Genomic DNA, 23,447 nt, shown 5'->3' on the forward strand with positions numbered 1-23,447 from the left:
ACATGTCCCGCCTGCGCTGGATCCTGTCGCGCCTGCGCCGGACGCTGTGGGTCCGGGTATCGCTTTATGCGGTGCTGGGCGTGGTGGCGGCTGTCGCGGCGACGCTGGCGTCCTGGCTGCCTTGGCCCCTGCCCATCTACATCAGCGCCGAGGCGATCGACAGCCTGCTGAACGTCATCGCATCGTCCATGCTGGCGGTCACGACGTTTTCGGTCACGGCCCTGACCTCGGCCTATGGATCGGCTACGTCGAACGCGACCCCGCGCGCCACGGCCCTGCTGACCGAGGACGAGTTCATCCAGTCGGTGCTGGCGACCTTTATCGGATCCTTTCTGTTCAGCGTCGTGGGACTGGTGGCGCTGCGGGTCAGCATCTACGGACCGCAGGGCCGGGCGCTGCTGTTCGTGACCACGGTGCTGGTCATCGTCCTGATCGTGCTGGCGCTGCTGCGCTGGATCCATCAGCTGACCAAGCTGGGGCGCGTGGGCGACACCCTCGACCGGCTGGAACAGGCCACCGACCGGTCGATCCGGGCGCGGCTGGACCTGCCCTTTCTGGGCGGCCTTCCCTTGCCGGATGATGCCCCCGACGGGCCTGCGGTGCTGTCCGACCGGGTCGGCTATGTCCAGTTCATCGACACCGCCGCGCTGTCCAAGTTGTGCGAAAGGCATGGCCTTTACCTCGACATCCTCGTCTTGCCGGGGGCATTCCTGTATCACGGCAGCCCGCTCGCCATGATCCGGGACGGGTCCGCTACCGAAGATATTGCCGCCGAAATTCGGGATACCTTTACTGTCGACAGCGCGCGGTCCTTCGACCAGGATCCCCGTTTCGGCATCATCGCCCTGACCGAGGTCGCGCTGCGCGCCCTGTCGCCCGCTATGAACGACCCCGGCACCGCCATCGATGTGATCGGCCGGCAGGTGCGCCTGCTGACCCTGTGGGCCGAAGGCTGGCACAAGGCGGAACTGCAAAAGGCGGAATACCCCCGCCTGCGCGTCCCGCCGCTGCGCTACGACGACATCTTTGACGACGCCTTCCGCCTGATCGCGCGGGACGCGGCGGGCCAAATCGACGTGCTGACCCGTGTGCTCAAGGCCCTGGACGCCCTGACCCGTACCGGCCCCGAAGCCGCCCGGCAGGCCGCGGCCGCGCAACTGGGCATTGCCTGCGCTCGGGGCCTGGACGGTCTGCCCCCGCCGGATCAGGACCGGCTGCGGCAAGTGCTGAACGATCTGGACGGAGATCAGAGCGCGGCATGATGTCCGGGTTGGCGTTTGCAGGAAACCTTTCAAAGCTCATCGCTTGTGTCTTGGGCTTGCTGCTGATTGGTCTGGTGGGATGGTTGCTGGCGCGGCCCGACGGTGCTGGTCTTTTCAACCGCGCCACCATTCGTAGCCTACGTGCCGAAGCAGTCACGGTAAGCCGGATCGCGTCCTTGTTTCTGACGCCGCGACGGTCTGCATCGTCGCGCCTTATTTCAACATGACGTTCTATGATACCCCGCATTCGGCCCTGATCGGCCAGATGGATCAGGACTTCGGCCACGAGGGCGTCACCCGGATCGGGGTGTTCGACAATAAGGGCGAAATGCTGGCGGATCGTTCCGCTTCAAGACGTTTGCTGGATCTGGCCCAAGGGCTTCGTTCGGATTGCCGAACACCAGAACGTTTCGTTGTCCGGTTCGATGGAAACGCCCGGTCGCGGATGGTGATCCTGCGACAGCAGCCATAGGGCAATTTCCCCTTTTCAAACCGCGACCATGGCGGCATAGTCCGCCCCATGACCCGGATGCTGCATATCCCCGCCGCCCCCGCCGCGCCCCTGGGCGCGCGTCTGGCCGTGACCCTCCGCGGTCTGCTGCTTCTTACGCTGCGCTGAGCGGGTCTTCCGGGCCGCCGCTCAGCCAGGACCGTGCCCGGTTCCCCTGAACAGCGCAGAAGAAAGCACCCATCATGTCCGACAAGAACCGCGTCGTCATCTTCGACACCACCCTGCGCGACGGCGAACAATCGCCCGGCGCCACCATGTCCCACGAAGAAAAGCTGGAAATCGCCCAGATGCTGGACGAGATGGGCGTGGATATCATCGAAGCCGGGTTCCCCATCGCGTCCGAAGGCGATTTCGCCGCCGTCAGCGCGATTGCGCAGCAGGCGCAGAACGCCGTGATCTGCGGCCTGGCCCGCGCGCAACTGCCCGACATCGACCGCTGCTGGGAGGCCGTGCGCCATGCCCGCCGCCCGCGCATCCATACGTTCATCGGCACCTCGCCGCTGCACCGGGCGATCCCGAACCTGGACATGGACCAGATGGCCGAACGGATCGAACAGACCGTGACGCACGCCCGCAACCTGTGCGACAACGTGCAATGGTCGCCCATGGACGCGACGCGGACCGAACACGATTACCTGTGCCGCGTCGTGGAAATCGCCATCAAGGCGGGTGCCACCACCATCAACATCCCCGACACCGTAGGCTATACCGCGCCGCGCGAATCGGCCGACCTGATCCGGATGCTGCTGGAACGCGTGCCGGGGTCGGAAAACGTGATCTTCGCCACCCATTGCCACAACGACCTGGGCATGGCGACCGCCAACGCCCTGGCCGCGGTCGAGGCCGGGGCGCGCCAGATCGAATGCACCATCAACGGCCTGGGCGAACGCGCCGGCAACACCGCGCTGGAGGAGGTCGTGATGGCGCTGAAGGTGCGCCACGACATCATGCCTTTCGACACCGGCATCGACACCACCAGGATCATCGGCATTTCACGCCGCGTGGCCCAGGTCAGCGGCTTTCCGGTCCAGTTCAACAAGGCCATCGTCGGCAAGAACGCGTTCCTGCACGAAAGCGGCATCCATCAGGACGGCGTGCTGAAGAACGTCGAGACGTTCGAGATCATGCGCCCCGCCGACATCGGTTTGAACGAAACCAACATCGCCATGGGCAAGCATTCCGGCCGCGCCGCGCTGCGCGCCAAGCTGTCCGACCTGGGATACGATGTGGGCGACAATCAGTTGAAGGACATTTTCGTCCGCTTCAAGGCCCTGGCCGACCGCAAGAAGGAGGTCTACGACGAGGATATCGTGGCGCTCCTCCAGGACGCCTCGGCCAACACCGGCGACGATGTCCTGCAAGTGAAGCATCTGCGCGTCGTCTGCGGCAGCGACGGGCAGTCGGCCGACCTGACCATGATCGTGGACGGGCAGGAAAAGACCGTGCACGCCACCGGCGACGGCCCGGTCGATGCCTGTTTCAACGCGGTCAGGCAGATCTTTCCGCACAACGCCACATTGAAGCTGTATCAGGTCCATGCCGTGACCGAGGGGACCGACGCGCAGGCCACCGTGTCCGTGCGGATGGAGGAGGACGGCCGCATCGTGAACGGCCAGGCGGCCGACACCGACACGATCCTGGCATCGGTCAAGGCTTATGTCGGCGCGCTGAACCACCTGATCGTGCGCCGCGCACGGGCGGGCCGCGACGGCAAGGAAATCAGCATGTATTCGCATTGACGCTGGTGCGCTGCCGCCCATCCGGGCGGCATCCGGATCAGGTCACGCCGACGGATGTGATGTCGGGACCGGCGGGTTAACCGCCGGTTCTTGTTTTGCGGTTACACCCCAAGGGTGTTCTTTTGCCAAGGAAAGACGATGCGGGCCTCTTGTCTTGCTTTTGCGTTCGCCCTGCTGACGGCCGGCACCGTCGGCGCCTCTACCCTGACCGAGGGGGCGGGGTCTGCCGAATTCTCGGGCGACTGGAAATCCCCCACACTTGTCGGTGCCGGCCCCGACCGGATCGCTGGCCGCTGGAGCGGCGGGAACGATCATGACCTTTTGGGCTTCACCGGCCTGCGCAAGGGCGCGCAGACCGTCACCCTCCGGTTTTCGCCCCTTGCCCCGATCGGCGCCACGGATTGGAGCTTTTCCGCCGGAGGCAGCCTTCGCTACCAGTTCGAGGCTCCCCGCTATGGCGCCTGGGAAGGCAGGGAATTCGGGTCGGTGAACATGCAGCACTGGAACCGCAACGGCGATTTCACCTATCTGCTTCAGCTTGGCGAGGACTTCATGGGCGTTCTGTATCTGGGCCTCTACGGCACTCATGGCAGCCTGAACTATGACATCGGACTGCCCGGCAATGCCGTGGCCGATCAGGATGTCCAGCCCGCCCCGGTGCCGCTGCCCATGGGCGGGGCGCTGCTGCCCGCCGGTCTGGCGGCGCTGGCCCTTTTGCGCCGCCGCCGATCCCGCTGAGGCCAGGCGGCGACAGGGGCGCCCGATCCTTTGCTCCGGGACGGGAACGGGGCTTTCCCGCTGCAACCGGGGATTCTATACGGGGACACACCGCCGCCCGCCGATTCCGCGGGGCGGGCGGCAACGCGGACAAGAATGGGCAAAGCCGGTAAACCGGCGCGAAAGGAAAACGGGCATGGCATTCGGCGGGTTGTTTTCGACCGACATCGCAATCGACCTCGGGACGGCGAACACGCTGATCTATGTCAAGGGCAAGGGCATCATCCTGAACGAGCCCTCGGTCGTGGCCTATCACGTCAAGGACGGCAAGCGTCAGGTTCTGGCCGTGGGCGAGGATGCGAAACTGATGCTGGGCCGCACGCCGGGCAGCATCGAGGCGATCCGGCCCATGCGCGAAGGCGTCATCGCCGATTTCGACAGCGCCGAGCAGATGATAAAGCATTTCATCAAGAAGGTCTTCAAGCGCACCAGCTTTTCCAAGCCCAAGGTGATCGTCTGCGTGCCCCATGGCGCCACCCCCGTCGAAAAGCGGGCGATCCGCCAGTCGGTCCTGTCGGCGGGCGCCCGCAAGGCGGGGCTGATCGCCGAACCCATCGCGGCGGCCATCGGCGCGGGAATGCCCATCACCGAACCGACCGGTTCCATGGTGGTGGACATCGGCGGCGGCACCACCGAGGTGGCGGTCCTGTCGCTGGGCGACGTGGTCTATGCCCGGTCGGTCCGCATCGGCGGCGACCGCATGGACGAGGCGATCATCAATTACCTGCGCCGCAACCAGAACATGCTGATCGGGGAAAGCACTTCGGAACGGGTCAAGACCTCCATCGGAACGGCGCGGATGCCCGACGACGGGCGCGGGGCCACGATCATGGTGCGCGGCCGCGACCTGCTGAACGGCATCCCCAAGGAAATCGAGATCAGCCAGGCCATGGTGGCCGAGGCGCTGGCCGAACCCGTCCAGGCCATCTGCGAGGCCGTGATGGTCGCGCTGGAGGCCACCCCCCCGGACCTGGCCGCCGACATCGTGGATCGCGGCGTGATCCTGACCGGCGGCGGGGCGATGCTGGGCGATCTGGATCTGGCGCTGCGCGAGCAGACCGGGCTGTCCATCACGCTGGCCGACCAGCCCATGAACTGCGTGGCGCTGGGCACCGGCAAGGCGCTGGAATTCGAAAAGCAATTGCGCCACGTCATCGACTACGACAGCTGAGGGCGGCCCGGAAAGGGGCTGCGTGAATGGCACACAAGGGACCAGATTTCGCCACGCCTGTCCGGCGCGTCCTGATCGCGCTGCTGACGCTTGTGCTGATCGCGCTGTTTTTGTTCTGGCGCATCGACAGCCCGCGCGCCGAGGCGATGCGCATCGCCATCATCGACCGCGTGGTGCCCGGTTTCGACTGGGCCATGGCCCCGGTCACCCGGATGGGCCAGATGATCGGCGGGTTCCAGTCCTATGCCCGCATCCATCAGCAGAACCAGGAATTGCGCCGCGAACTGCAAAAGATGCAGGCCTGGAAGGAGGCCGCGGTCCAGCTGGAACAGGAAAACTCCAAGCTGATGGCCCTGAACAACGTCCGCATCGATCCGGCGCTGACCAGCGTGACGGGCATGGTGATGGTGGACAGCGGATCGGCCTTCCGCCAGTCGGTGCTGCTGAACGTGGGCGCGGACGACGGCATCGTCGAAGGCTGGGCCACGATGGACGGGCTGGGGCTGGTGGGGCGCATCTCGGGCGTGGGCCGGCGGACCAGCCGGGTGGTGCTGCTGACCGATCCGTCGTCGCGCATCCCGGTGTCCGTCCTGCCCTCGGGCGAACGCGCGCTGCTGACGGGCGACAACACGCCGCTGCCGTTTCTGGATTTCATCGAGACGCCGGGCAACGTGCGCCCCGGCGACCGGGTCGTCACCTCGGGCGACGGGGGAGTGTTTCCGCCGGGGCTGCTGGCGGGGCAGGTGGTCCAGGGCAGCGACGGGCGGACGCGGCTGCGCATGGCCGCCGATTACGGACGGCTGGAGTTCCTGCGCGTGCTGCGGTCCCATCCGGCGGAAACGGTGGTGGATTCGGGGGCGGTCATCACGCCGGGCGACGGGGGCCTGATCGGCCCGCAGATGCCCGCCTCTCCGGTCGAGGCGGCGGCCGCGGATCCCCTGGCGACGGGGGCCGAATGATGAACCGGCGGACGCTGATCGGCACGGCCCTGTTCTGCGGCGCGATGGCGTTTCTGCTGTTCCTGCGCCTTTTGCCCCTGTCGGCGGGAACGGTCCGCCTGCCCGGCCCCGACCTGGGCCTGTGCCTGACGCTTGCCTGGGTGCTGCGCCGCCCAGACCAGATCGCCGCCCCGGTGATCGCGCTGGTATTCGTGGTCCAGGACATCATCCTGTTCAATCCCCTTGGCCTGTGGCCCGCCATCGTCCTGATCGGATCCGAGGCCGCACGCTTGCGTGATGGGCGTTGGCGCGACGCGCCGTTCATGGTTGAATGGCTGCGCATCGCCATCCTGATCGGTCTGATGATGCTGGGCTATCGCGTTCTTCAGGTGCTGTTCATGATGCCGGTTCCGGCCCTGGGTCAGGCGATCCTGCATTTCATCGCCACCGTGGTCGCCTATCCGCCCGTGGTGCTGGCGGCGCGGGCGCTGGTTGGCTTGCGCCGGATCACGCCGGCCGAGGCCGAGCAGACGAGGTTCGCACGGTGACGACGTCTTCCCGTCAGGACGATGAAAAGGGCAGGATCGGCCGCCGTGGCCTGATGCTGGCGGGCATCCAGTTGGGCGTCATCACGACGCTGGCCTTGAGGCTGCGGTCGATGCAGGTCGAACAGGCCGAGGAATACCGGGTGCTGGCGGACGGCAATTCCATCAAGATCCGCCTGCTGGTGCCCGCGCGCGGGTTAATCCACGACCGCAACGGTATCGTCATCGCCGGCAACGAACAGAATTACCGCGTCACCCTGACGCGCGAGGAAGCGGGCGGCGACGTGGAACCCGTGCTGCGCCGTCTGGCCCGGCTGATCCCGATCAGCGACGCCCGCATGGCCGAGCTTCTGGCGGAATTCTCTAGGCGCAGCGCGGTCACGCCCATCGTGCTGGCCGACCGGCTGAGCTGGGAACAGTTCAGCTCCATCGCCGTGAACGCGCCGTCGCTGGCGGGGGTGACGCCCGAATCCGGCCTGTCGCGCGCCTATCCCCGCGCGGGCGATCTGGCGCATGTGCTGGGCTATGTCGGCCCCGTGTCCGATTACGACCTGTCCAAGATCGCGGATCCCGACCCGGTCCTGATGCTGCCCGAATTCCAGCTGGGCAAGGTCGGCTTCGAGGCGCGGATGGAGGATGTCCTGCGCGGCAAGGCCGGTCAGCGCCGGGTCGAGGTGAACAGCGCCGGCCGCGAGATGCGCCAACTGTCCCGGCAGGAGGGCGAGCAGGGCGCGACCGTCCAGATGACCATCGACGCGCGGTTGCAGAACTATGCCGCGCAGCGCATGGGCACCGAAAGCGCCGCCGCCGTGGTCATGGACGTGCGGACCGGCGACATCCTGACGATCTGTTCCTCGCCCAGCTTCGATCCCAACAAGTTCGTGCGGGGGATTTCATCGCCCGACTACAAGGCGCTGATGAACCATGACCATCGCCCGCTGGCTGACAAGACGGTGCAGGGGGTCTATCCACCGGGATCGACCTTCAAGATGATCACGCTGCTGGCCGGCCTGGAAGCGGGCGTCATCAACGCCGGGACGCGGTTCTTCTGCCCCGGCTATACCGTGGCGGGCGGACGCCGGTTCCATTGCTGGAGCAGGAGCGGCCATGGCAGCGTCGATGTGGTGACAAGCCTGTCCCGCAGCTGCGACGTCTATTACTATGAACTTGCGCAAAGAGTCGGCATCGACCCCATCGCCGCCATGGCCCGCAGGCTGGGCCTGGGACAGCGCCACGACCTGCCGATGTCCGCCGTGGCCGAAGGCACTGCGCCCGACCGCGCCTGGAAACAGGCCCGCTATGGCCAGGCGTGGCAGGTGGGTGACAGCCTCAACGCCTCGATCGGGCAGGGCTATGTGCTGGCCTCGCCCTTGCAGCTTGCGGTCATGACCGCGCGCGTGGCAACCGGGCGGCAGGTGGCGCCGCGCCTGGTGCGCGCCATCGGCGGGGTGGCGCAGCCGGTTCCCGAATTTCCAGACCTGGGGCTGACCCCGGCGTTCCTGCGGCTGGCGCAGGCGGGCATGGACGCGGTGATGAACGGTGACGGCGGAACCGCCCGCCGCTCGCGCATCCTGCGCGAGGATTGGCGCATGGCCGGCAAGACCGGCACCAGCCAGGTGCGCAACATCACCGCCGCCGAACGGGCGGGGGGCGTGGTGTCGAACGACCAGCTGCCGTGGAACCGGCGGGACCACGCGCTGTTCGTGTGCTATGCCCCCTTCGACGCGCCGCGCTATGCCGTATCGGTGGTCGTCGAACATGGCGGCGGCGGATCGGCGGTGGCGGCGCCAGTGGCGCGCGACATCCTGCTGTTCGCACTGGCGGGCGGGCTGCCGCCGCTGGACGCCGTTCCCGACGATCAGCGCGCCGCGATGGAGGAGCGCCACAACGCCATGCAGCTGTTCATACCGGATGCGCCCCGGCTGACGCGGGCCTGACGCGATGTCCTATCTTGGTTATGGCGATGCCCAGACGCCCACCGGCATCCGCAAGATCCTGTATCTGAACTGGCCGCTGGTCTTTCTGATCGCCGCCGTGGCCGGCATCGGCTTCCTGATGCTGATTTCGGTCGCGGGCGGCGATATCAAGACCTGGGCCGAACCGCAGATGTACCGCTTCGCGGCCGGCATGGTCATCATGATCGCGCTGGCCTTCGTGCCGATGTGGTTCTGGCGCGGTATTTCCATACCCGCCTATGTCTGCTGCTTTCTGCTGCTGATCGCGGTGGAACTGGTGGGCACCGTCGGCATGGGCGCGCAACGCTGGATCGACCTCGGCCCGCTGCGCATTCAGCCGTCCGAACTGATGAAGATCGCCTTGGCGCTGCTGCTGGCGGCCTATTACGACTGGCTGCCCGCGCGCCGCGTGTCGCGTCCGCTGTGGGTGCTGATTCCGGTGGTGCTGATCCTGGCGCCGACCGGGCTGGTGCTGAACCAGCCCGACCTGGGCACCTCGATCATGCTGGTGGCGGGGGGCGGGATCGTGATGTTCGCGGCGGGCGTGTCGCTGTGGTATTTCGGCGCGGTGATCGCGGCCGCCGTGGGGCTGGTCATGGCGGTGATGAACAGCCGGGGCACCGACTGGCAATTGCTCAAGGACTATCAGTTCCGCCGCATCGACACCTTTCTGGATCCGACCGCCGATCCCCTGGGCGCGGGCTACAACATTATCCAGAGCCAGATCGCCCTGGGATCGGGCGGCTGGTCGGGCCGGGGTTTCATGCAGGGCACGCAGTCGCGGCTGAACTTCCTGCCCGAAAAGCACACCGACTTCATCTTCACCGTCCTGGCCGAGGAATTCGGCTTTGTCGGCGCCATGTCGCTGCTGGGGCTGTACACGCTGATTATCGGGTTCTGCCTGTATTCCGCGCTGACCAACCGCGACCGGTTCGCGGCGCTGATTACCGTGGGCATCAGCGGGACGTTCTTTCTGTATTTCGCGATCAACATGGCGACCGTGATGGGAATGCTGCCCGCCAAGGGATCGCCCCTGCCGCTGGTCAGTTACGGGGGAACCTCGCTGATGATCCTGATGCTGGGATTCGGCCTGGTGCAGGCCGCCCATGTCCACAGGCCGCGATGATGCGCGTCCTGTTCGCCGCCCCCGACGCGCTGTGGCCCGCATGGGCGCCCGTCCTGACCCGCCTGGCGCCCGAGATGGATCTGGTCCGCGACGCCGATGCCGACCCCGCCGGCATCGACGCGATCATCCTTGCCCCCGGCGGGCCGGTCGGCGATCTGTCGCCATTCGTGAACGCACGGCTGGTCCAGAGCCTGTGGGCCGGGGTCGAACGGATCGTCACCAATCCCACGCTGACGCAGCCCTTGGCGCGCATGGTCGATCCGGGGCTGGCGCGCGGCATGGCGGAATACTGCGCCGGCTGGACCCTGCGCGCGCATCTGGGGATGGACGCCTATGCCCAGGATGGCGTCTGGCGCAACGACCTGACCCCCTCGCTGGCTGGCGCGCGGCAGGTGACGATCCTGGGGATGGGCGAACTGGGCCGCAGCGTTGCCGCCATGCTGGGCGGGATCGGCTTTCGGATCGCGGGCTTCAGCGCCTCGGGGCGCGCTGTTCCGGGGGTCGAGGTGGTCGACCCCGCCGACCTGGGCCGTGCCCTGTCCGGGGCCGAAATCCTGATAAACCTGCTGCCCGACACGGACCGGACCCGCGGCCTGCTGGATGCCGGACGGCTGGCGTTGCTGCCGGGGGGCGCCTGGCTTATCAACCCCGGCCGCGGGACCGTGCTGGACGACGACGCGCTGTTGGCCGCCTTGGATCGTGGCCGTCTGGGCCATGCCGTCCTGGATGTGTTCCGAACCGAACCGCTGCCCCCCGGACATCCCTTCTGGACCCATCCCCGCATCACCGTCACCCCCCATGTCGCCGCCGAAACGCGGGTGGAAACCGCAGCCCCTGTCGCGGTGGAAAACCTGCGCCGCGCCATGGCGGGCCGCCCGGTCCTGCATCTGGTGGACCGGCAAAAGGGATATTGACGGCCATCCGGCTAACTTTCGTTAAGTCATCGTTCCAAATGGTCTATTGCGGCGTTTCGGCAATGGTCGCTATGTCTGGGCGGAAAGATTTAAGCTGGTAAGGGATTCGATGCAGGACGGCACGCTTCGCCGCGTTCTGATGACGCAAACGCAGGATCTGCATCGATGCCTGGACCGGGAAATCGGGGCCTTTGACGACGCATCCGCATATCATGCCTTCTTGTCCGGCAGCCATGCCTTCCGCGCGGCCATCGAGCCGCAGTTGACGCAGCGCGCGGACTGGCGGATCCAGCCGCTTGCGCCGCTGATCGCCCAGGATCTGGCCGACCTGGGCCAGCCGGTCCCAGGCGCCGCGGGCGCCGTGGCCTTGCCCGATCCCGCCGCGCGGGCTGCGGCCTGCTATGTGCTTGAAGGATCCGCCCTGGGGGGGCGGCTGCTGGCGCGCCGCGCGGCAGGCCTGGGGTTCACAGCCCAGCACGGCGCGCGGCATCTGGCGATCCAGACGGCGTCCGGCGCGCGCTGGCGGCAATTCCTGGCCTGGCTCGAAGCGGGCGGGTTTTGCGTGGCCAGCGCCGTCGCAGCCGCCCGCGACGTGTTTGCGCTGGCGCTGCGGGCTTACGGCGTTAAGGTCGCTGCATGACACGAAACGCCGTTTCCGACGCCTCGCTTGCCGGCCAGCCCATCGACCTGACAAATTGCGATCGCGAGCCGATCCACATTCCCGGATCAATCCAGCCGCATGGTTGCTTGCTGGCGTGCGACAATGCCGCGCGGACGATCCTGTTCCGTTCGGAAAACGCGCCCGCGATGCTGAACCTGACCGAAGATCCGCTGGACCGCACGTTGGCCGACACCATCGGCAGCGACACGGCCCATGCGCTGTTGAACGCGCTGGCGGTGTCGGGCAACCGGCCGCGCCCGGCGCTTCTGTTCGGCCAGACCGTCAACGGCCGCCGGCTGGACGCCACGATCCACCGTTTCGACAATCGCACCATCATCGAATTCGAACCCGCCTCGCTGCGGTTGGGCAAGACGATCAGCCTGTCGCGGACGGTGATCGAACGGTTGCGCGCGGCCCCCGACGCCGACCGCCTGATCCAGCAAGCCGCGATGCTGATCCAGGCGCAGCTTGGCTATGACCGGGTGATGATCTATCAGCTGGGCGAGGACGGCGCGGGCAAGGTCGTGGCCGAAGCCAAGCTGGACTGCCACGAAAGCTTTCGCGGCCAGTATTTCCCCGCCAGCGACATTCCCCAGCAGGCACGGGCGCTGTACGTGCGCAACCCGATCCGCGTCATCGGCGACATCGCCTTCACGCCGGTTCCCATCCTGGGCCGCGACGGCAACGCCGAACCGCTGGATCTGTCCTATGCGCATCTGCGCAGCGTGTCGCCCATCCATTGCGAATATCTGCACAACATGGGCGTCTCGGCGTCCATGTCGGTGTCGATCATCATCGACGGGGCGCTGTGGGGGCTGATCGCATGCCACCATTATTCGCCCAAGATCCTGTCCATGGCCGACCGCGCCGCGGCCGAGATGGTGGGCGAATTCTTCTCGATGCATCTGGATGCGCTGCATCGCAAGCATACCCGCGACACGGAACTGGCTGCCCGCCGCACCTTGGACGACATGCTGGTCACGGCCAGCCGGAACGAGGATGCAGGCATCGCCTTGCAGGACCGCCTGCCGCAACTGGCCGAACTGATCCCGTCCGATGGCGCCGCGATGTGGATCGACGGAACCTGGACCACCCTCGGCCATGCCCCCACCGCGGCCCAGGCGGCGCCGATCCTGGCGCTGGCCAACGGGCTGTCGGAGGGCCAAGTCTTTCAGACGGCCTGCCTGTCGGGCGTCCTGCCCGACGCGCAGGAACTGACCGCCCTGGCCGCGGGTGTGATGATTATTCCCCTGTCCAAGCGGACACGCGATTTCCTGTTCTATTTCCGAAAGGAAGCGATTCAGACGCTGGACTGGGGCGGCGATCCGAACAAGACCTATGAAACCGGCAGGTTCGGCGACCGGCTGACGCCGCGGAAAAGTTTCGCGATCTGGAAGGAAACCGTCCGCCACACGTCCCAGCCCTGGTCCGAATCCGACCGCCGCTTCGCCGAGGCGCTGCGCATCGCCGTGGTCGAGGTTTTGCTGTTCAACAACGAGGTTCTGGCCGACGAACGCACCCGCGCGGCGATCCGGCAGCGGGTTCTGAACCGCGAATTGAACCACCGCGTCAAGAACATCCTGGCCATCATTCAATCGCTGGTCGGCCGCAGGTCCGGCGATGGCGAAACCTTGCAGGATTATGTCCAGACGCTTCGGGGCCGGATCCAGGCCTTGGCCTATGCGCACGATCAGGTTGTGCGCGATGACGACGGCGGTCTTCTGGGTGATCTTCTGTCGGCCGAACTTGGTCCCTATGCGGGCGAGGGGCGGTTCATCGATCTGGACGGCCCGGCGCTGGCCCTGGAAGGACGGGCCTTTTCGGTGATGGCGCTGATCTTTCACGAAATGGCGACGAATGCCGCCAAATACGGGGCCCTGTCGCATCCCGAGGGGCGTTTGTCCGTGGCATGGCGCGTCGATGACGGCGGGAATTGCCGGATCGCATGGACCGAAGACGGGATGGAGGGGCTGACGGCGCCCACCCGGTCGGGGTTCGGATCGGCCCTGATCGAACAGTCGCTGCCCTTCGATCTTGGCGGCGAAAGCCAAGTCGCGTTCCATCCGACCGGAATCGAGGCCTGTTTCATGCTGCCCGCGCGCTTTGTCCGAACGGCGCCCGATTCCGCCCAGCGGCCCGGCCGCGCCGTTCAGGACGGTCCGGCACCCGCCGCCCCCGTGCTGGCCGGACGCCGCGTCCTGTTGGTCGAGGATCAGACCCTGATCGCCATGGCCCTGGAAAGCGAACTGCAAGATCACGGCCTGCATGTGACCGGACGCGCCGGCACCGTCCAGTCCGCCCTGGACATGATCGACCGCGACCCGCCGGATCTGGCGGTGCTGGACGTCAATCTTGCCGACGGGGATTCGCTGGCCGTGGCCGAACGGTTGCAAGCGGCGGGCATCCCGTTCGTTTTTGCCACGGGTTATGGCGCGGATCTTGGCCTGCCGGACAGCTTTTCGGACACGCCCGTCGCGGGCAAACCCTATCAGGCGCGCGACATCGTGCAAAAGCTGGCAGAGGCCGAACAGCAAGAGGCCGGGCGCGGCTGAACGGCCGCGTGGCTTTTTCCGCCCCGGAAGGCGACAGGATGACAAGCGGTGTGCGGGTGCGGCAGGCGGTCACGGTGCTGATCGGCGCGGCGGGGGTGGCGGCATTCTGGGCGCTCGGCCTGCCGCTGCCGTTCCTGTTCGGACCAATGATCGCGTCCCTTGCCGCGGCCTTGGCCGGGGTGCGGCTGATGGGCATGGGCGAGGTTTCGGTCGCGGCGCGGTCGGTGCTGGGGGTCGCCATCGGCGCGTCGGTGACGCCCGCCCTGATGGTCGAACTGCCGTCGATGCTGGCTTCGGTCGCCATCATTCCCGTCTATATCGCGGTCATTGGCCTGGTGGGCGTGCCCTTTTTCCGCCGGTTCTGCGGCTTTGATCCGGTCACGGCCTTTTACGCGGCAATGCCGGGGGGCGCGGCCGACATGACCATCTTCGGGGCCGAGGCCGGGGCGAACGTGCGGCAGGTGTCGCTGATCCACGTCACGCGGTTGCTGGTCATCATGATCGTCGCGCCATTGGTGCTGGCCGGGATTTACGGGATCGAGCTGACCCACCCGATCGGCCAGCCCGCCGTGGACATTCCCGTGGCCGACCTGGCGGTCATGATCGGCGCCGGGCTTGTCGGCTGGAAAACAGCCGAAGGTGTCGGCCTGTTCGGCGCGGCGATCCTGGGGCCGCTGATCGCCGCCGCCGTCCTGTCGCTGCTGGGAATCCTGCACATGCGCCCCCCGCGCGAGGCGTTGCTGGCCGCGCAATTCCTGATCGGCGTCGGCATCGGTGTCAGCTATGTCGGCGTCACCCTGCGCGAACTGCGCGAAACCGTCGCGGGCGGCGCGGCCTTCGTGCTGATCCTGGCCGTCATCGCCGGGGCGGTCACGGAATTCGTGACCCTGACCGGCCTTGCCCCGCCGGTCGAGGGGTTTCTGGCCTTCATGCCGGGCGGACAGGCGGAAATGTCGATGCTGGCGCTGATCGCGGGGGCCGATCTCAGCTTTGTGGTGGTCCACCACATCGCCCGAATCGTCATCGTCCTGATCGGGGCGCCCATTGTGTTCCGGCTGGTCCGCCGCCGTCAGGGGCGCTGAGACAGCATCCCGCGCAGGACCGCGATCAGGTCGTGGAAGCGGTCGCCTTGCACGATCACATGATCGCGCAGCGCCTTTGCCGCGCGGTCGGCGTCACCCGCCTCGATGGCCGCGACGATGGCGTCGTGTTCCGCAAACGACCGGCCCATCCGGTTCCTGACCTGCAACTGCATCCGCCGATAGGGTTGCAGCATCGCGTGCAGCCGCGCGGCCTCCTGCATCAGGAAGGCGTTGTGGGTGGCGCGATAGATGCAGTGGTGGAATTCGGAATTGCGCGCGTAATAGCCCTCGACCTCGCGCGCCCCGGCCAGACGGCGGCAGTCGTCGTGGATGGCGCGAAAAGCCGTCAGTTCCGCGTCGGTGATCCGGCGCGCGGCCAGACGGCCGCAGCTTGCCTCGACCTCGGCCATGACCTCGAAACGTTCGGCCAGTTCCTCGGGCGACCACTGGCTGACAAAGGTGCCGCGCTTGGGCAGGACGCGCACCAGGCCCGAGGCCTCGAGCTGCTGGAACGCTTCGCGGATGGGGGTGCGGGAACAGTCGAACTCCGCCTCCAGGGCCTCGGGGTCCAGGCGGGTGCCGGGCAGGTATCGACCCTCGACGATGGCATCTTCCAGGGCGCGACGGATGCGCAGGGTATTGGGAACGGTGGGCACGGGATCCTCCTGAGGCGACCCTATCAGGGGCGAAGTGAAAAATCCATCGATGGATATGTTATATACATCAATAGACGAAAAGCGTATAACGGTCGTGGGAGGAGGATTCGTTTGGAGGCGGATCCCCGACGCCGATCATGCAGGACAAGGGGGAAACGCCGCATGACACCACATCTCATATCCATCTATGCGCTGGTCCTGATGTTTGTGATCGCGACCATCTGGCCGATCAACATGGGCGTGCTGGCCTTTGTCGGGGCCTTCCTGGTCGGCACGCTGCTGGCCGCGCAATCGACCAAGGACATCATCGCGGGCTTTCCGGCCGGGCTGTTCCTGACGCTGGTGGGCATCACCTGGCTGTTCGCGCTGGCCCAGAACAACGGCACCATCGACTGGCTGGTGCGGATGGCGGTGCGCGCGGTCAAGGGCCGGATCGGCGCAATCCCCTGGATCATGTTCGGGATTTCCGCGATGCTGACCGCCGTGGGCGCCGTCAGCCCCGGCGCGGTCGCCATCGTGGCCCCCATCGCGCTGGGCTTTGCCTTCCGCTATCACATCAGCCCGCTGCTGATGGGCCTGATGGTGGTCCACGGCGCGCAGGCCGGGGGATTCTCGCCCATCAGCATCTATGGCGGCATCACCAACGGCGTGGTGGAACAGGCCGGGCTGCCGCTGTCGGCCATGACCACCTTCGCGGCCAGCTTCTTTGTCAACGCCGCCGTGGCAGGGATCCTGTTCGCGATGCTGGGCGGGCGCCACCTGATGGCCGCCCGCGACATCGTCGAGGCCATTCCCGTTCCCCATGTCGAGATCGCCCGCGCCGCCACCGGCCCGCAGATCTTCGGCGACAGCGAAGCCGAGGCGCTGAGCCGCCGCATCGGTGCCGAGGCGGGCGGCGATTCCAACCGCCTGGTGGCCGAGGTCGAGGAAGGCAACCAGCCCGACGGCACGCCTTACCAGATCTTCACCCTGGCGGGGCTGGCCCTGCTGGCGGTTCTGGTGCTGGCCTTCAACCTGGATATCGGCTTTGTCGCGCTGACCATAGGCCTGGCCTTGGCCTTGTGGAACCCGACCATGCAGAAACGCGCCATGGCGCAGGTCGCCTGGCCGGAAATCATGCTGATTACCGGCGTCAGCACCTATGTCGCCGTGCTGCAAGCGATGGGCACCATCGATTTCGTGGGGGATTCCGTGGCGGGCATGGCCTCGCCCCTGCTGGCGGCGCTGATGCTGTTCTTCATCGGCGCGGTGGTGTCGGCCTTTGCCTCGTCCACCGCCGTCCTGGGATCGCTGATCCCGCTGGCGGTGCCGTTCCTGCAAGGCGAAAACGGCGTCGGCGCCATCGGCTTCATCGCCGGGATGGCGGTGGCCTCCACCATTGTCGATGTCAGCCCCTTTTCTACCAACGGCGCGCTTGTGCTGGCCAACGCCCATGGCACCGACAAGCAGGCGTTCTTTCGCAAGCTGCTGAACTATGGTGCCATCGTCACCGTCGTGGCGCCCGTGGTCCTGTGGCTGATCTTTGTCGTGCTGCCGGGATGAACCCCGGCCGCCGCCCTTTTCCCAAAAGGAGAGCGCCGTGACCAAATCCGATGCTGCCCAGCGTCCGTCCCGTCCCGCCTTTCTGGGCGATCTGTTCGAAACCCTGACCGACCGGGGCCGCGCGCTGCTGCGCTGGCGCGACCCGGCGGGGCGGATCACGGCCCCGCCGGGCCTGCCCGAGATGGGCGACCTGCTGCTGTCGCGGCGGGGCGAGGCGTCGGGCGTGGCCCTGGCCCGCGCCCTGGTCACGGCGTTCGAGGACGCGGAGTCGGACACGCGCCGGGAATTCCTGATGACGCTGGCCGACCGCTTCGGTCCCGATCCCCAGGCGGTCGCCAAGGCCCTGGCCGCCTTGCAGACCGAGCCTGAATCCGTCGAGGCGGTCGAGGCCCTGCACAGCGCCTCTGAACCCCGCCGTCAGGAACTGTTCCGCCGCCTGAACCTGGCCCCCGGCGGCACCGCCGCCCTGGTCAGGATGCGCGAGGAACTGCTGCGCCACCTCAGGGGCAATCCGTCCCTGCGCCGGGTGGACGGCGATTTCGCGCATCTGTTCGCGTCCTGGTTCAACCGGGGCTTTCTGGTGCTGCGCCACATCGACTGGAACACGCCTGCCGCGATCCTGGAAAAGATCATCCGCTATGAAGCCGTCCACGCGATCCAGAACTGGGACGACCTGCGCAACCGCCTGCAACCGTCCGACCGGCGCTGTTACGGCTTTTTCCATCCGCAACTGGTGGACGAACCCCTGATCTTCGTCGAGGTCGCGCTGACCAAGGGCATCCCCGACACCGTGGCCCCGCTGCTGGAGGTGGACCGCAAGCCCATCGACGCGGACCGCGCCGGCACGGCGGTGTTCTATTCCATTTCCAACACGCAGCGCGGACTGGCGGGGGTGTCCTTCGGCAATTTCCTCATCAAGCAGGTGGTCGAGGAGCTGAAGGCCGAACTGCCGAACATCCAGACCTTCGTGACCCTGTCGCCGGTGCCCGGCTTTGCCGCCTGGCTGGCCCGCGCGCGCGAAGGGGGCGGCCTGCTGGACGACGCCCTGCGGGCCGACCTGAAGCCCCTGGACCAGCCCGGTTGGCATGTGGACCCCGACGCGGCGCAGGCGCTGCGCGAACCGCTGCTGGCGGCGGCCGCGATCTATTTCCTGCGCGGTCGCGACGGCAAAGGCCGGGCGGTCGATCCCGTCGCCCGCTTCCACCTGGGCAACGGCGCCTGTCTGGAACGGCTGAACTTTCTGGGCGACGTTTCGGCCAACGGGTTGAAGCAATCGCATGGCCTGATGGTCAATTACCTGTACGATCCCGACCGGATCGAGACGAACCACGAAGCCTTTGCCGAACGCACCGACATCGCCGCATCCGACGCGGTGCGCCGCCACCTGCCCGCCGCGCAAGCCATCACGAAGGAAACGCCATGACCGCCAACCTGTTTCATATCCTGGAAACCGGCATCGCCGATCCCCATGCCACCGCCATCGAAACCGCCGGCGGCGAACGCATCAGCTATGCCGACCTGATCGCCCGCACCGGACGCATGGCGAATGCCCTGGCCGGAATGGGCGTGAAGCCCGGCGACCGGGTGGCGGCCCAGGTGGAAAAGTCGGTTCAGGCGATCATCCTCTATCTGGCGGCGGTGCGGGCGGGGGCGGTGTTTCTGCCGCTGAACACCGGCTATACCTCGTCCGAGATCGACTATTTCATCGGCGACGCGACGCCCGCCGTGTTCGTGTGCGATCCTGCACAGGTGGACGCACTGGCGGACGCGGCATCGCGCGCAGGCGCGCGGATCGTCACGCTGGACGCGGGCGGCCAGGGCAGCCTGACGGATGCCGCCGCAGCCGCGCCCGCCGATTTCGCCACGGTGCCGCGTCAGGCGGACGATCTGGCCGCCCTGCTCTACACCTCGGGCACCACGGGGCGCAGCAAGGGCGCGATGCTGACGCATGGCAATCTGGTGTCGAACACCACCGCGCTGCGGGACGCCTGGCGTTACACGGCCCAGGACGTGCTGATCCACGCCCTGCCGATCTTTCACACGCACGGGCTGTTCGTGGCGACCAACGTGACGCTGTTTTCCGGCGCGTCGATGATTTTCCTGGCGAAATTCGACCCGGACCAGATCATCGGCCTGATGGACCGGGCGACCGTGCTGATGGGCGTGCCGACCTTCTATGTCCGCTTGCTGGGCGACGGCCGGCTGGACCGCGGCCGGACCGCGCATATGCGGCTGTTCGTTTCGGGATCGGCGCCGTTGCTGGCGGAAACGCATCGCGAATGGCAGGCGCGCACCGGCCACGCGATCCTGGAACGCTATGGCATGACGGAAACCAACATGAACGCCTCCAACCCCTATGAGGGCGACCGGATCGCGGGCACCGTAGGGATGCCCCTGCCGGGGGTAGAGATCATCGTGACCGACCCCGACACCGGGGCCGAACTGCCCCAAGGCGAGATCGGCATGATCGAGGTGCGCGGCCCCAATGTCTTCAAGGGCTATTGGCAGATGCCGGAAAAGACCGCCGCCGAGCTGCGCGACAACGGGTTCTTCATCACCGGCGACCTGGGGAAATTCGACGAATGCGGCTATCTGCATATCGTCGGGCGGGGCAAGGATCTGATTATCACCGGCGGCTACAACGTCTATCCCAAAGAGATCGAGACCGAGATCGACGCCCTTCCCGGCGTGGTCGAATCCGCCGTGATCGGCCTGCCGCATCGCGATTTCGGCGAAGGGGTGACGGCGGTGATCGTGCCGACCGGCCGGGATGCCCTGTCCGAACACGACGTTCTGGCGGCGCTTGACGGACGGCTGGCGAAATTCAAGCAGCCCAAGCGCGTCCTGTTCGTGGACGACCTGCCGCGCAACACCATGGGCAAGGTGCAAAAGAACCTGCTGCGCGACCGCTATGCCGATTTGTATCGCGGCTGATCGTCAGGGCGTGCGGGCCAGCAGCGCGCGAAGCTGGGACGGAAACAGTTGCAGGATCAATGTTTCCGTCATGGCCGTGCCCGCGCGGTCCACATAGGCGCGCAGGTCGATGGGGGCGTCGCCCGCCTGTGCCACGGTCAGGTCGAACAGCGCGCGCCAGTAATCGGTGCCAACCACCGGATAGGCTGCCGTGTTCGACGCCTGCGCCCCGCTGGTCGAAACCACGACCGACAGGCCATCCCCTCGCGTCAGGCCGGAAAGGTTCGGCCCGGCGAAATCGCACACCACCTTGATGACGCCCTTGGGCCGGGGCTGGCCGGGCACCCCGCCCGCGCCCAGCCGGATGGCCGTGAACCGTGCGACCTCGCTGGCGGTCGGATTGTCCCGCACCCAGTCCAGCCGATAGGCGAAATCATACCGCCCGCCCGCCGCCGTGGGACCGGCGGGTTGCCAGAATGCCACGATGTTGTCATGGATTTCATCGTCGGTGCGCAGTTCGGACAGCACCACCGCCCCGTCGCCCCAGTCGCCCTGCGGCGTGATCCAGGCGCTGGCGCGTTTTTCATAGAACACGCCGTCGTCCTGATACTGCGCGAAATCGCGTTCCCGCTGCATCAGCCCGAATCCCTTGACCCCCGGCGCGGCAAAGCTGTTCACGGTCGTTCCCGGCGGGTTGTTCAGCGGCCGCCAGATGCGTTCGCCATTGCCGGCCAGAATCTCCAGCCCGTCGGAATCATGCACCTCGGGCCGCCAGTCGGGCGAGACATGGGGCGTGTTCTTGCCGAACCAGAACATCGAGGTCAGGGGCGCGATCCCCAGCCGTTCCACCGCGTCGCGCAGAAAGACGGTGGCGGTGATATCCTGCGCAATGCCATCGCCGCGCCGCGATTGGATGCGATAGGCGCCGGTCGCGCGCGGGCTGTCCAGCAGCGCATAGGCGGTCAGGTCGCCGTTCGCTGCGGGTTCCAGCCAGAACTGCGTGAACAGCGGAAATTCCTCGGGCCCGTCCGGGATGGCGGTGTCGATGGCCAAGCCGCGCGCTGACAGCCCGAACTGTCCGCTGTACCCCGAGGTCCGCCAGTAGGACGCGCCCAAAAAGGCCATCCAGTCAGTGCCGGTCCGGGCGTCCTGGACGCGAAACCCCGCAAAGCCCTTGGTGCCGGTCAGCCGGCGGGCCGGGTTGTCTTCGGGAATGTCGAACAGGTCCAGCGAGAACGGCAGCTCGGTCGCCATGCCGTTTTCGACGGTGTGAAGGCGCACCGGATTGCGGAAATAAAGCCCCGGAAAGAATGCCTGCACGGGCGAGATGCCGCCCCGGCCACGCCACAGGCTGCGGTCGGCCCGGAAACGGATCTGGTTGTGGCGGTCGTAGTCCAGCTGATCCAGGATGTCGGGATCGGCGACCTCGGGCGCGGCATGGGGCCGGGTGGCCAGATCGCGTGCCATGGCGCGCAGCCAGTCCAGGGAAAACGGCTGGCTGCTTCCGCTGCTGGTCATCTGCGCCCGCGCCACATGCGGCAGCAGAAAGAACGCCCCGCTGCCCAGGGCGGCAAGCAGGACAGCGCGGCGGGACAGGGGATCGGTCGGCATGGACATCCTGGTGGCGGGCATATGCAAGCCATCAAATGTTTGCCCGCCGCCGAAAATGCAAGTCCCCGCACGAGGCCGGGCGGGGACTTGCCATCATTTCGGGCGCCCTCGTCGCGGCGGTGCCACGGGTTCGGTCAGGCCTTGGCCCGGCGCGTCACCAGATGAAGTCGTCGCTGTCCAATGCGTTCAGGCGCGCATCCTCGATCACCAGGCGGTGGGTGCCCGCCCGCAGGACGACATCGTCGCCCGCTTGGGACAAGGCGTTTCGGATGCTGGCAAAGCTGGCGAATCCCGAAAAGGCCGACACGTCGATGCGGTCGTCGTCATCGTCGAAATCGATGATCCGGTCCAGTCCGCTGTTGAACACGAATCGGTCCGCGCCCTCGCCCCCGCCCATTAGATCGTTGCCCGCCCCGCCGTTCAGGATATCGTCGCCTTCGCCGCCCGACAGGGTGTCGTTGCCCGCCTCGGCCAGCAGCACGTCGTCGCCTTCGCCGCCCCACAGGCGGTCGCTGCCATCGCCGGATCGAACGGTGTCGTTGCCGTCGTCGGCATGAACGGTGTCGTTTCCGCCTGCCGATACGGACGCGTCGTTGCCTTCGCCCAGCACGATACGGTTGTGCCCGCCCCCGGCGCTGACCAGATCGTTGCCCTCGCCGGCAGAAATGCGGTCGCTGCCGCCGCCGGCCTGGCGGGCTGCGGCGCGCTGCCGCGCATCGGCATGGTCGATACCGGCCTGAACGCCGGTCACGCGGCCTTGGCACATGCGCGGATCCGTGTCCACCGGATCGAAACCGGCGCCCTCGGATCTGCTGCACGGCACGGCGGTCGCCGCGCTTCTGGTGGGGAATGCGGACAGCCGCAGTCCCGGCCTGGTGCCGCAGGCCGAACTGGTCGCCGTGGACGCGTTCCAGAAGGTCGCGCAGGATCAGCGCATGGACGCCTTTGCCCTGATCGAGGCGCTGGATTACCTGACAGCCCAGAACGTGCGCATCGTCAACCTGTCGCTGGCCGGACCGCCCAATGCGGCGCTGGCCGGGCAGGTCGGGCAGATGGCGGCGGCCGACATCCTGATGATCGCGGCGGCGGGCAATGGCGGACCCAGGGCGGCGCCGGCCTATCCGGCGGCCTATGACGCGGTGCTGGCCGTCACGGCGGTGGACCGGCGCGGACAGGTCTATCGCCGCGCCAACCGGGGCGATCACATCGATCTGGCGGCGCCGGGGGTAAACGTCTGGACGGCGGCCTCGATCCGCGGGGCGCGGACCAAGACCGGCACCTCTTATGCCGCGCCCTTCGTGACGGCGGCAGCCGCGCTGTTGTGGCAGCGCGATCCGTCGCTGAGCGCCGCCCAGTTGCGCGACCGGCTGCGCGCCAGCGCCCGCGACCTGGGGGCGGACGGGCGCGACGCGATCTTCGGCGACGGCCTGATCGCCGCGCCGCCGCCCTGCTGATCCAGGTCTTGGCAGGATCGCCGCCTCGTGGCACATCT

At 67.1% G+C, this 23,447-nt stretch carries 20 protein-coding genes; 17 read left to right on the forward strand and 3 right to left on the reverse strand.

Annotated features, from left to right (window positions below):
- The first annotated feature begins 2 nt into the window (after positions 1–2).
- From CHB77_RS11860 to CHB77_RS11920, 13 genes are all read left to right on the forward strand, one after another.
- The gene (locus CHB77_RS11860; protein WP_089388437.1) at positions 3–1,262 is read left to right on the forward strand and encodes a DUF2254 domain-containing protein; all 1,260 of its coding nucleotides are present in this window, start codon (positions 3–5) and stop codon (positions 1,260–1,262) included.
- Positions 1,263–1,485: 223 nt separating this feature from the next.
- Positions 1,486–1,734 carry a hypothetical protein gene (locus CHB77_RS11865; RefSeq protein ID WP_089388438.1) on the forward strand — a complete coding sequence of 83 codons (249 nt, stop codon included), beginning with the start codon at positions 1,486–1,488 and terminating at the stop codon, positions 1,732–1,734.
- Between the two features lie 221 nt (positions 1,735–1,955).
- Complete coding sequence (locus CHB77_RS11870) at positions 1,956–3,512, forward strand: 2-isopropylmalate synthase (RefSeq protein ID WP_089388439.1); 1,557 nt, start codon at positions 1,956–1,958, stop codon at positions 3,510–3,512.
- A gap of 138 nt (positions 3,513–3,650) precedes the next feature.
- Entirely contained in the window at positions 3,651–4,250 is a 600-nt protein-coding gene (locus tag CHB77_RS11875; protein WP_089388440.1) for a hypothetical protein, read from the forward strand.
- A 175-nt stretch (positions 4,251–4,425) separates the two neighbouring features.
- Entirely contained in the window at positions 4,426–5,460 is a 1,035-nt protein-coding gene (locus tag CHB77_RS11880; protein ID WP_089388441.1) for a rod shape-determining protein, read from the forward strand.
- A gap of 26 nt (positions 5,461–5,486) precedes the next feature.
- Complete coding sequence (gene mreC, locus CHB77_RS11885; protein WP_089388442.1) at positions 5,487–6,419, forward strand: rod shape-determining protein MreC; 933 nt, start codon at positions 5,487–5,489, stop codon at positions 6,417–6,419.
- The gene (locus CHB77_RS11890) at positions 6,416–6,946 is read left to right on the forward strand and encodes a rod shape-determining protein MreD (protein ID WP_089388443.1); all 531 of its coding nucleotides are present in this window, start codon (positions 6,416–6,418) and stop codon (positions 6,944–6,946) included. The genes mreC and CHB77_RS11890 overlap by 4 nt, the downstream gene beginning before the upstream one ends.
- The gene (mrdA, locus tag CHB77_RS11895) at positions 6,943–8,880 is read left to right on the forward strand and encodes a penicillin-binding protein 2 (protein ID WP_089388444.1); all 1,938 of its coding nucleotides are present in this window, start codon (positions 6,943–6,945) and stop codon (positions 8,878–8,880) included. The genes CHB77_RS11890 and mrdA overlap by 4 nt, the downstream gene beginning before the upstream one ends.
- Before the next feature lie 4 nt (positions 8,881–8,884).
- Positions 8,885–10,024, forward strand: coding sequence for a rod shape-determining protein RodA (gene rodA, locus CHB77_RS11900; RefSeq protein WP_089388445.1), 1,140 nt, complete (start codon positions 8,885–8,887; stop codon positions 10,022–10,024).
- On the forward strand, positions 10,021–10,938 hold the full coding sequence (locus CHB77_RS11905) for a 2-hydroxyacid dehydrogenase (protein ID WP_341273562.1): 918 nt from the start codon (positions 10,021–10,023) through the stop codon (positions 10,936–10,938). The genes rodA and CHB77_RS11905 overlap by 4 nt, the downstream gene beginning before the upstream one ends.
- 109 nt (positions 10,939–11,047) lie before the next feature.
- Positions 11,048–11,578, forward strand: coding sequence for a biliverdin-producing heme oxygenase (locus tag CHB77_RS11910; RefSeq protein WP_089388447.1), 531 nt, complete (start codon positions 11,048–11,050; stop codon positions 11,576–11,578).
- Entirely contained in the window at positions 11,575–14,151 is a 2,577-nt protein-coding gene (locus tag CHB77_RS11915) for an HWE histidine kinase domain-containing protein (protein ID WP_089388448.1), read from the forward strand. Before CHB77_RS11910 ends, CHB77_RS11915 begins: the two co-directional genes overlap by 4 nt.
- Before the next feature lie 38 nt (positions 14,152–14,189).
- Positions 14,190–15,233: an AbrB family transcriptional regulator gene (locus tag CHB77_RS11920; protein WP_089388534.1), complete on the forward strand. Its 1,044-nt coding sequence runs from the start codon at positions 14,190–14,192 to the stop codon at positions 15,231–15,233.
- Here the strand turns inward: CHB77_RS11920 and CHB77_RS11925 are convergent.
- On the reverse strand, positions 15,221–15,889 hold the full coding sequence (locus tag CHB77_RS11925) for a GntR family transcriptional regulator (protein ID WP_089388449.1): 669 nt from the start codon (positions 15,887–15,889) through the stop codon (positions 15,221–15,223). The genes CHB77_RS11920 and CHB77_RS11925 overlap by 13 nt on opposite strands.
- A gap of 162 nt (positions 15,890–16,051) precedes the next feature.
- Here CHB77_RS11925 and CHB77_RS11930 point away from each other — a divergent pair, with 162 nt between their 5' ends.
- From CHB77_RS11930 to CHB77_RS11940, 3 genes are read left to right on the forward strand one after another with little or no spacing between them, the layout of a single operon-like run.
- Entirely contained in the window at positions 16,052–17,431 is a 1,380-nt protein-coding gene (locus CHB77_RS11930; RefSeq protein ID WP_089388450.1) for an SLC13 family permease, read from the forward strand.
- Positions 17,432–17,468: 37 nt separating this feature from the next.
- Entirely contained in the window at positions 17,469–18,854 is a 1,386-nt protein-coding gene (locus tag CHB77_RS11935) for a malonyl-CoA decarboxylase (protein WP_089388451.1), read from the forward strand.
- Complete coding sequence (locus CHB77_RS11940; protein ID WP_089388452.1) at positions 18,851–20,365, forward strand: malonate--CoA ligase; 1,515 nt, start codon at positions 18,851–18,853, stop codon at positions 20,363–20,365. The genes CHB77_RS11935 and CHB77_RS11940 overlap by 4 nt, the downstream gene beginning before the upstream one ends.
- 3 nt (positions 20,366–20,368) lie before the next feature.
- On the opposite strand, the gene CHB77_RS11945 is transcribed toward CHB77_RS11940, so the two are convergent.
- Positions 20,369–21,955 (reverse strand): OpgD/OpgG family glucan biosynthesis protein, encoded by a 1,587-nt coding sequence (locus CHB77_RS11945; protein WP_089388535.1) that lies wholly within the window; start codon positions 21,953–21,955, stop codon positions 20,369–20,371.
- 154 nt (positions 21,956–22,109) lie between these two features.
- The gene (locus CHB77_RS18790) at positions 22,110–22,721 is read right to left on the reverse strand and encodes a calcium-binding protein (protein WP_089388453.1); all 612 of its coding nucleotides are present in this window, start codon (positions 22,719–22,721) and stop codon (positions 22,110–22,112) included.
- Between CHB77_RS18790 and CHB77_RS11955 the strand changes: the two genes are divergently transcribed.
- A complete protein-coding gene (locus tag CHB77_RS11955; RefSeq protein WP_089388454.1) occupies positions 22,720–23,409 on the forward strand; it encodes a S8 family serine peptidase in 690 nt (229 codons plus the stop codon). The genes CHB77_RS18790 and CHB77_RS11955 overlap by 2 nt on opposite strands.
- The last annotated feature ends 38 nt before the right edge of the window (positions 23,410–23,447 follow it).

It is taken from the genome of Paracoccus sediminis (assembly GCF_900188295.1).
Lineage (GTDB): Bacteria > Pseudomonadota > Alphaproteobacteria > Rhodobacterales > Rhodobacteraceae > Paracoccus > Paracoccus sediminis.

Excerpts from the sequence above, each read along its gene's own strand:
- CHB77_RS11860 (WP_089388437.1), top strand. The coding sequence starts at position 3 with ATGTCCCGCCTGCGCTGGATCCTGTCGCGCCTGCGCCGGACGCTGTGG.
- CHB77_RS11865 (WP_089388438.1), top strand. The coding sequence starts at position 1,486 with ATGACGTTCTATGATACCCCGCATTCGGCCCTGATCGGCCAGATGGAT.
- CHB77_RS11870 (WP_089388439.1), top strand. The coding sequence starts at position 1,956 with ATGTCCGACAAGAACCGCGTCGTCATCTTCGACACCACCCTGCGCGAC.
- CHB77_RS11875 (WP_089388440.1), top strand. The coding sequence starts at position 3,651 with ATGCGGGCCTCTTGTCTTGCTTTTGCGTTCGCCCTGCTGACGGCCGGC.
- CHB77_RS11880 (WP_089388441.1), top strand. The coding sequence starts at position 4,426 with ATGGCATTCGGCGGGTTGTTTTCGACCGACATCGCAATCGACCTCGGG.
- mreC (WP_089388442.1), top strand. The coding sequence starts at position 5,487 with ATGGCACACAAGGGACCAGATTTCGCCACGCCTGTCCGGCGCGTCCTG.
- CHB77_RS11890 (WP_089388443.1), top strand. The coding sequence starts at position 6,416 with ATGATGAACCGGCGGACGCTGATCGGCACGGCCCTGTTCTGCGGCGCG.
- rodA (WP_089388445.1), top strand. The coding sequence starts at position 8,885 with ATGTCCTATCTTGGTTATGGCGATGCCCAGACGCCCACCGGCATCCGC.
- CHB77_RS11905 (WP_341273562.1), top strand. The coding sequence starts at position 10,021 with ATGATGCGCGTCCTGTTCGCCGCCCCCGACGCGCTGTGGCCCGCATGG.
- CHB77_RS11910 (WP_089388447.1), top strand. The coding sequence starts at position 11,048 with ATGCAGGACGGCACGCTTCGCCGCGTTCTGATGACGCAAACGCAGGAT.
- CHB77_RS11915 (WP_089388448.1), top strand. The coding sequence starts at position 11,575 with ATGACACGAAACGCCGTTTCCGACGCCTCGCTTGCCGGCCAGCCCATC.
- CHB77_RS11920 (WP_089388534.1), top strand. The coding sequence starts at position 14,190 with ATGACAAGCGGTGTGCGGGTGCGGCAGGCGGTCACGGTGCTGATCGGC.
- CHB77_RS11930 (WP_089388450.1), top strand. The coding sequence starts at position 16,052 with ATGACACCACATCTCATATCCATCTATGCGCTGGTCCTGATGTTTGTG.
- CHB77_RS11940 (WP_089388452.1), top strand. The coding sequence starts at position 18,851 with ATGACCGCCAACCTGTTTCATATCCTGGAAACCGGCATCGCCGATCCC.
- CHB77_RS11945 (WP_089388535.1), bottom strand. The coding sequence starts at position 21,955 with ATGCCGACCGATCCCCTGTCCCGCCGCGCTGTCCTGCTTGCCGCCCTG.
- CHB77_RS11955 (WP_089388454.1), top strand. The coding sequence starts at position 22,720 with ATGCGCGGATCCGTGTCCACCGGATCGAAACCGGCGCCCTCGGATCTG.
- CHB77_RS18790 (WP_089388453.1), bottom strand. The coding sequence starts at position 22,721 with ATGTGCCAAGGCCGCGTGACCGGCGTTCAGGCCGGTATCGACCATGCC.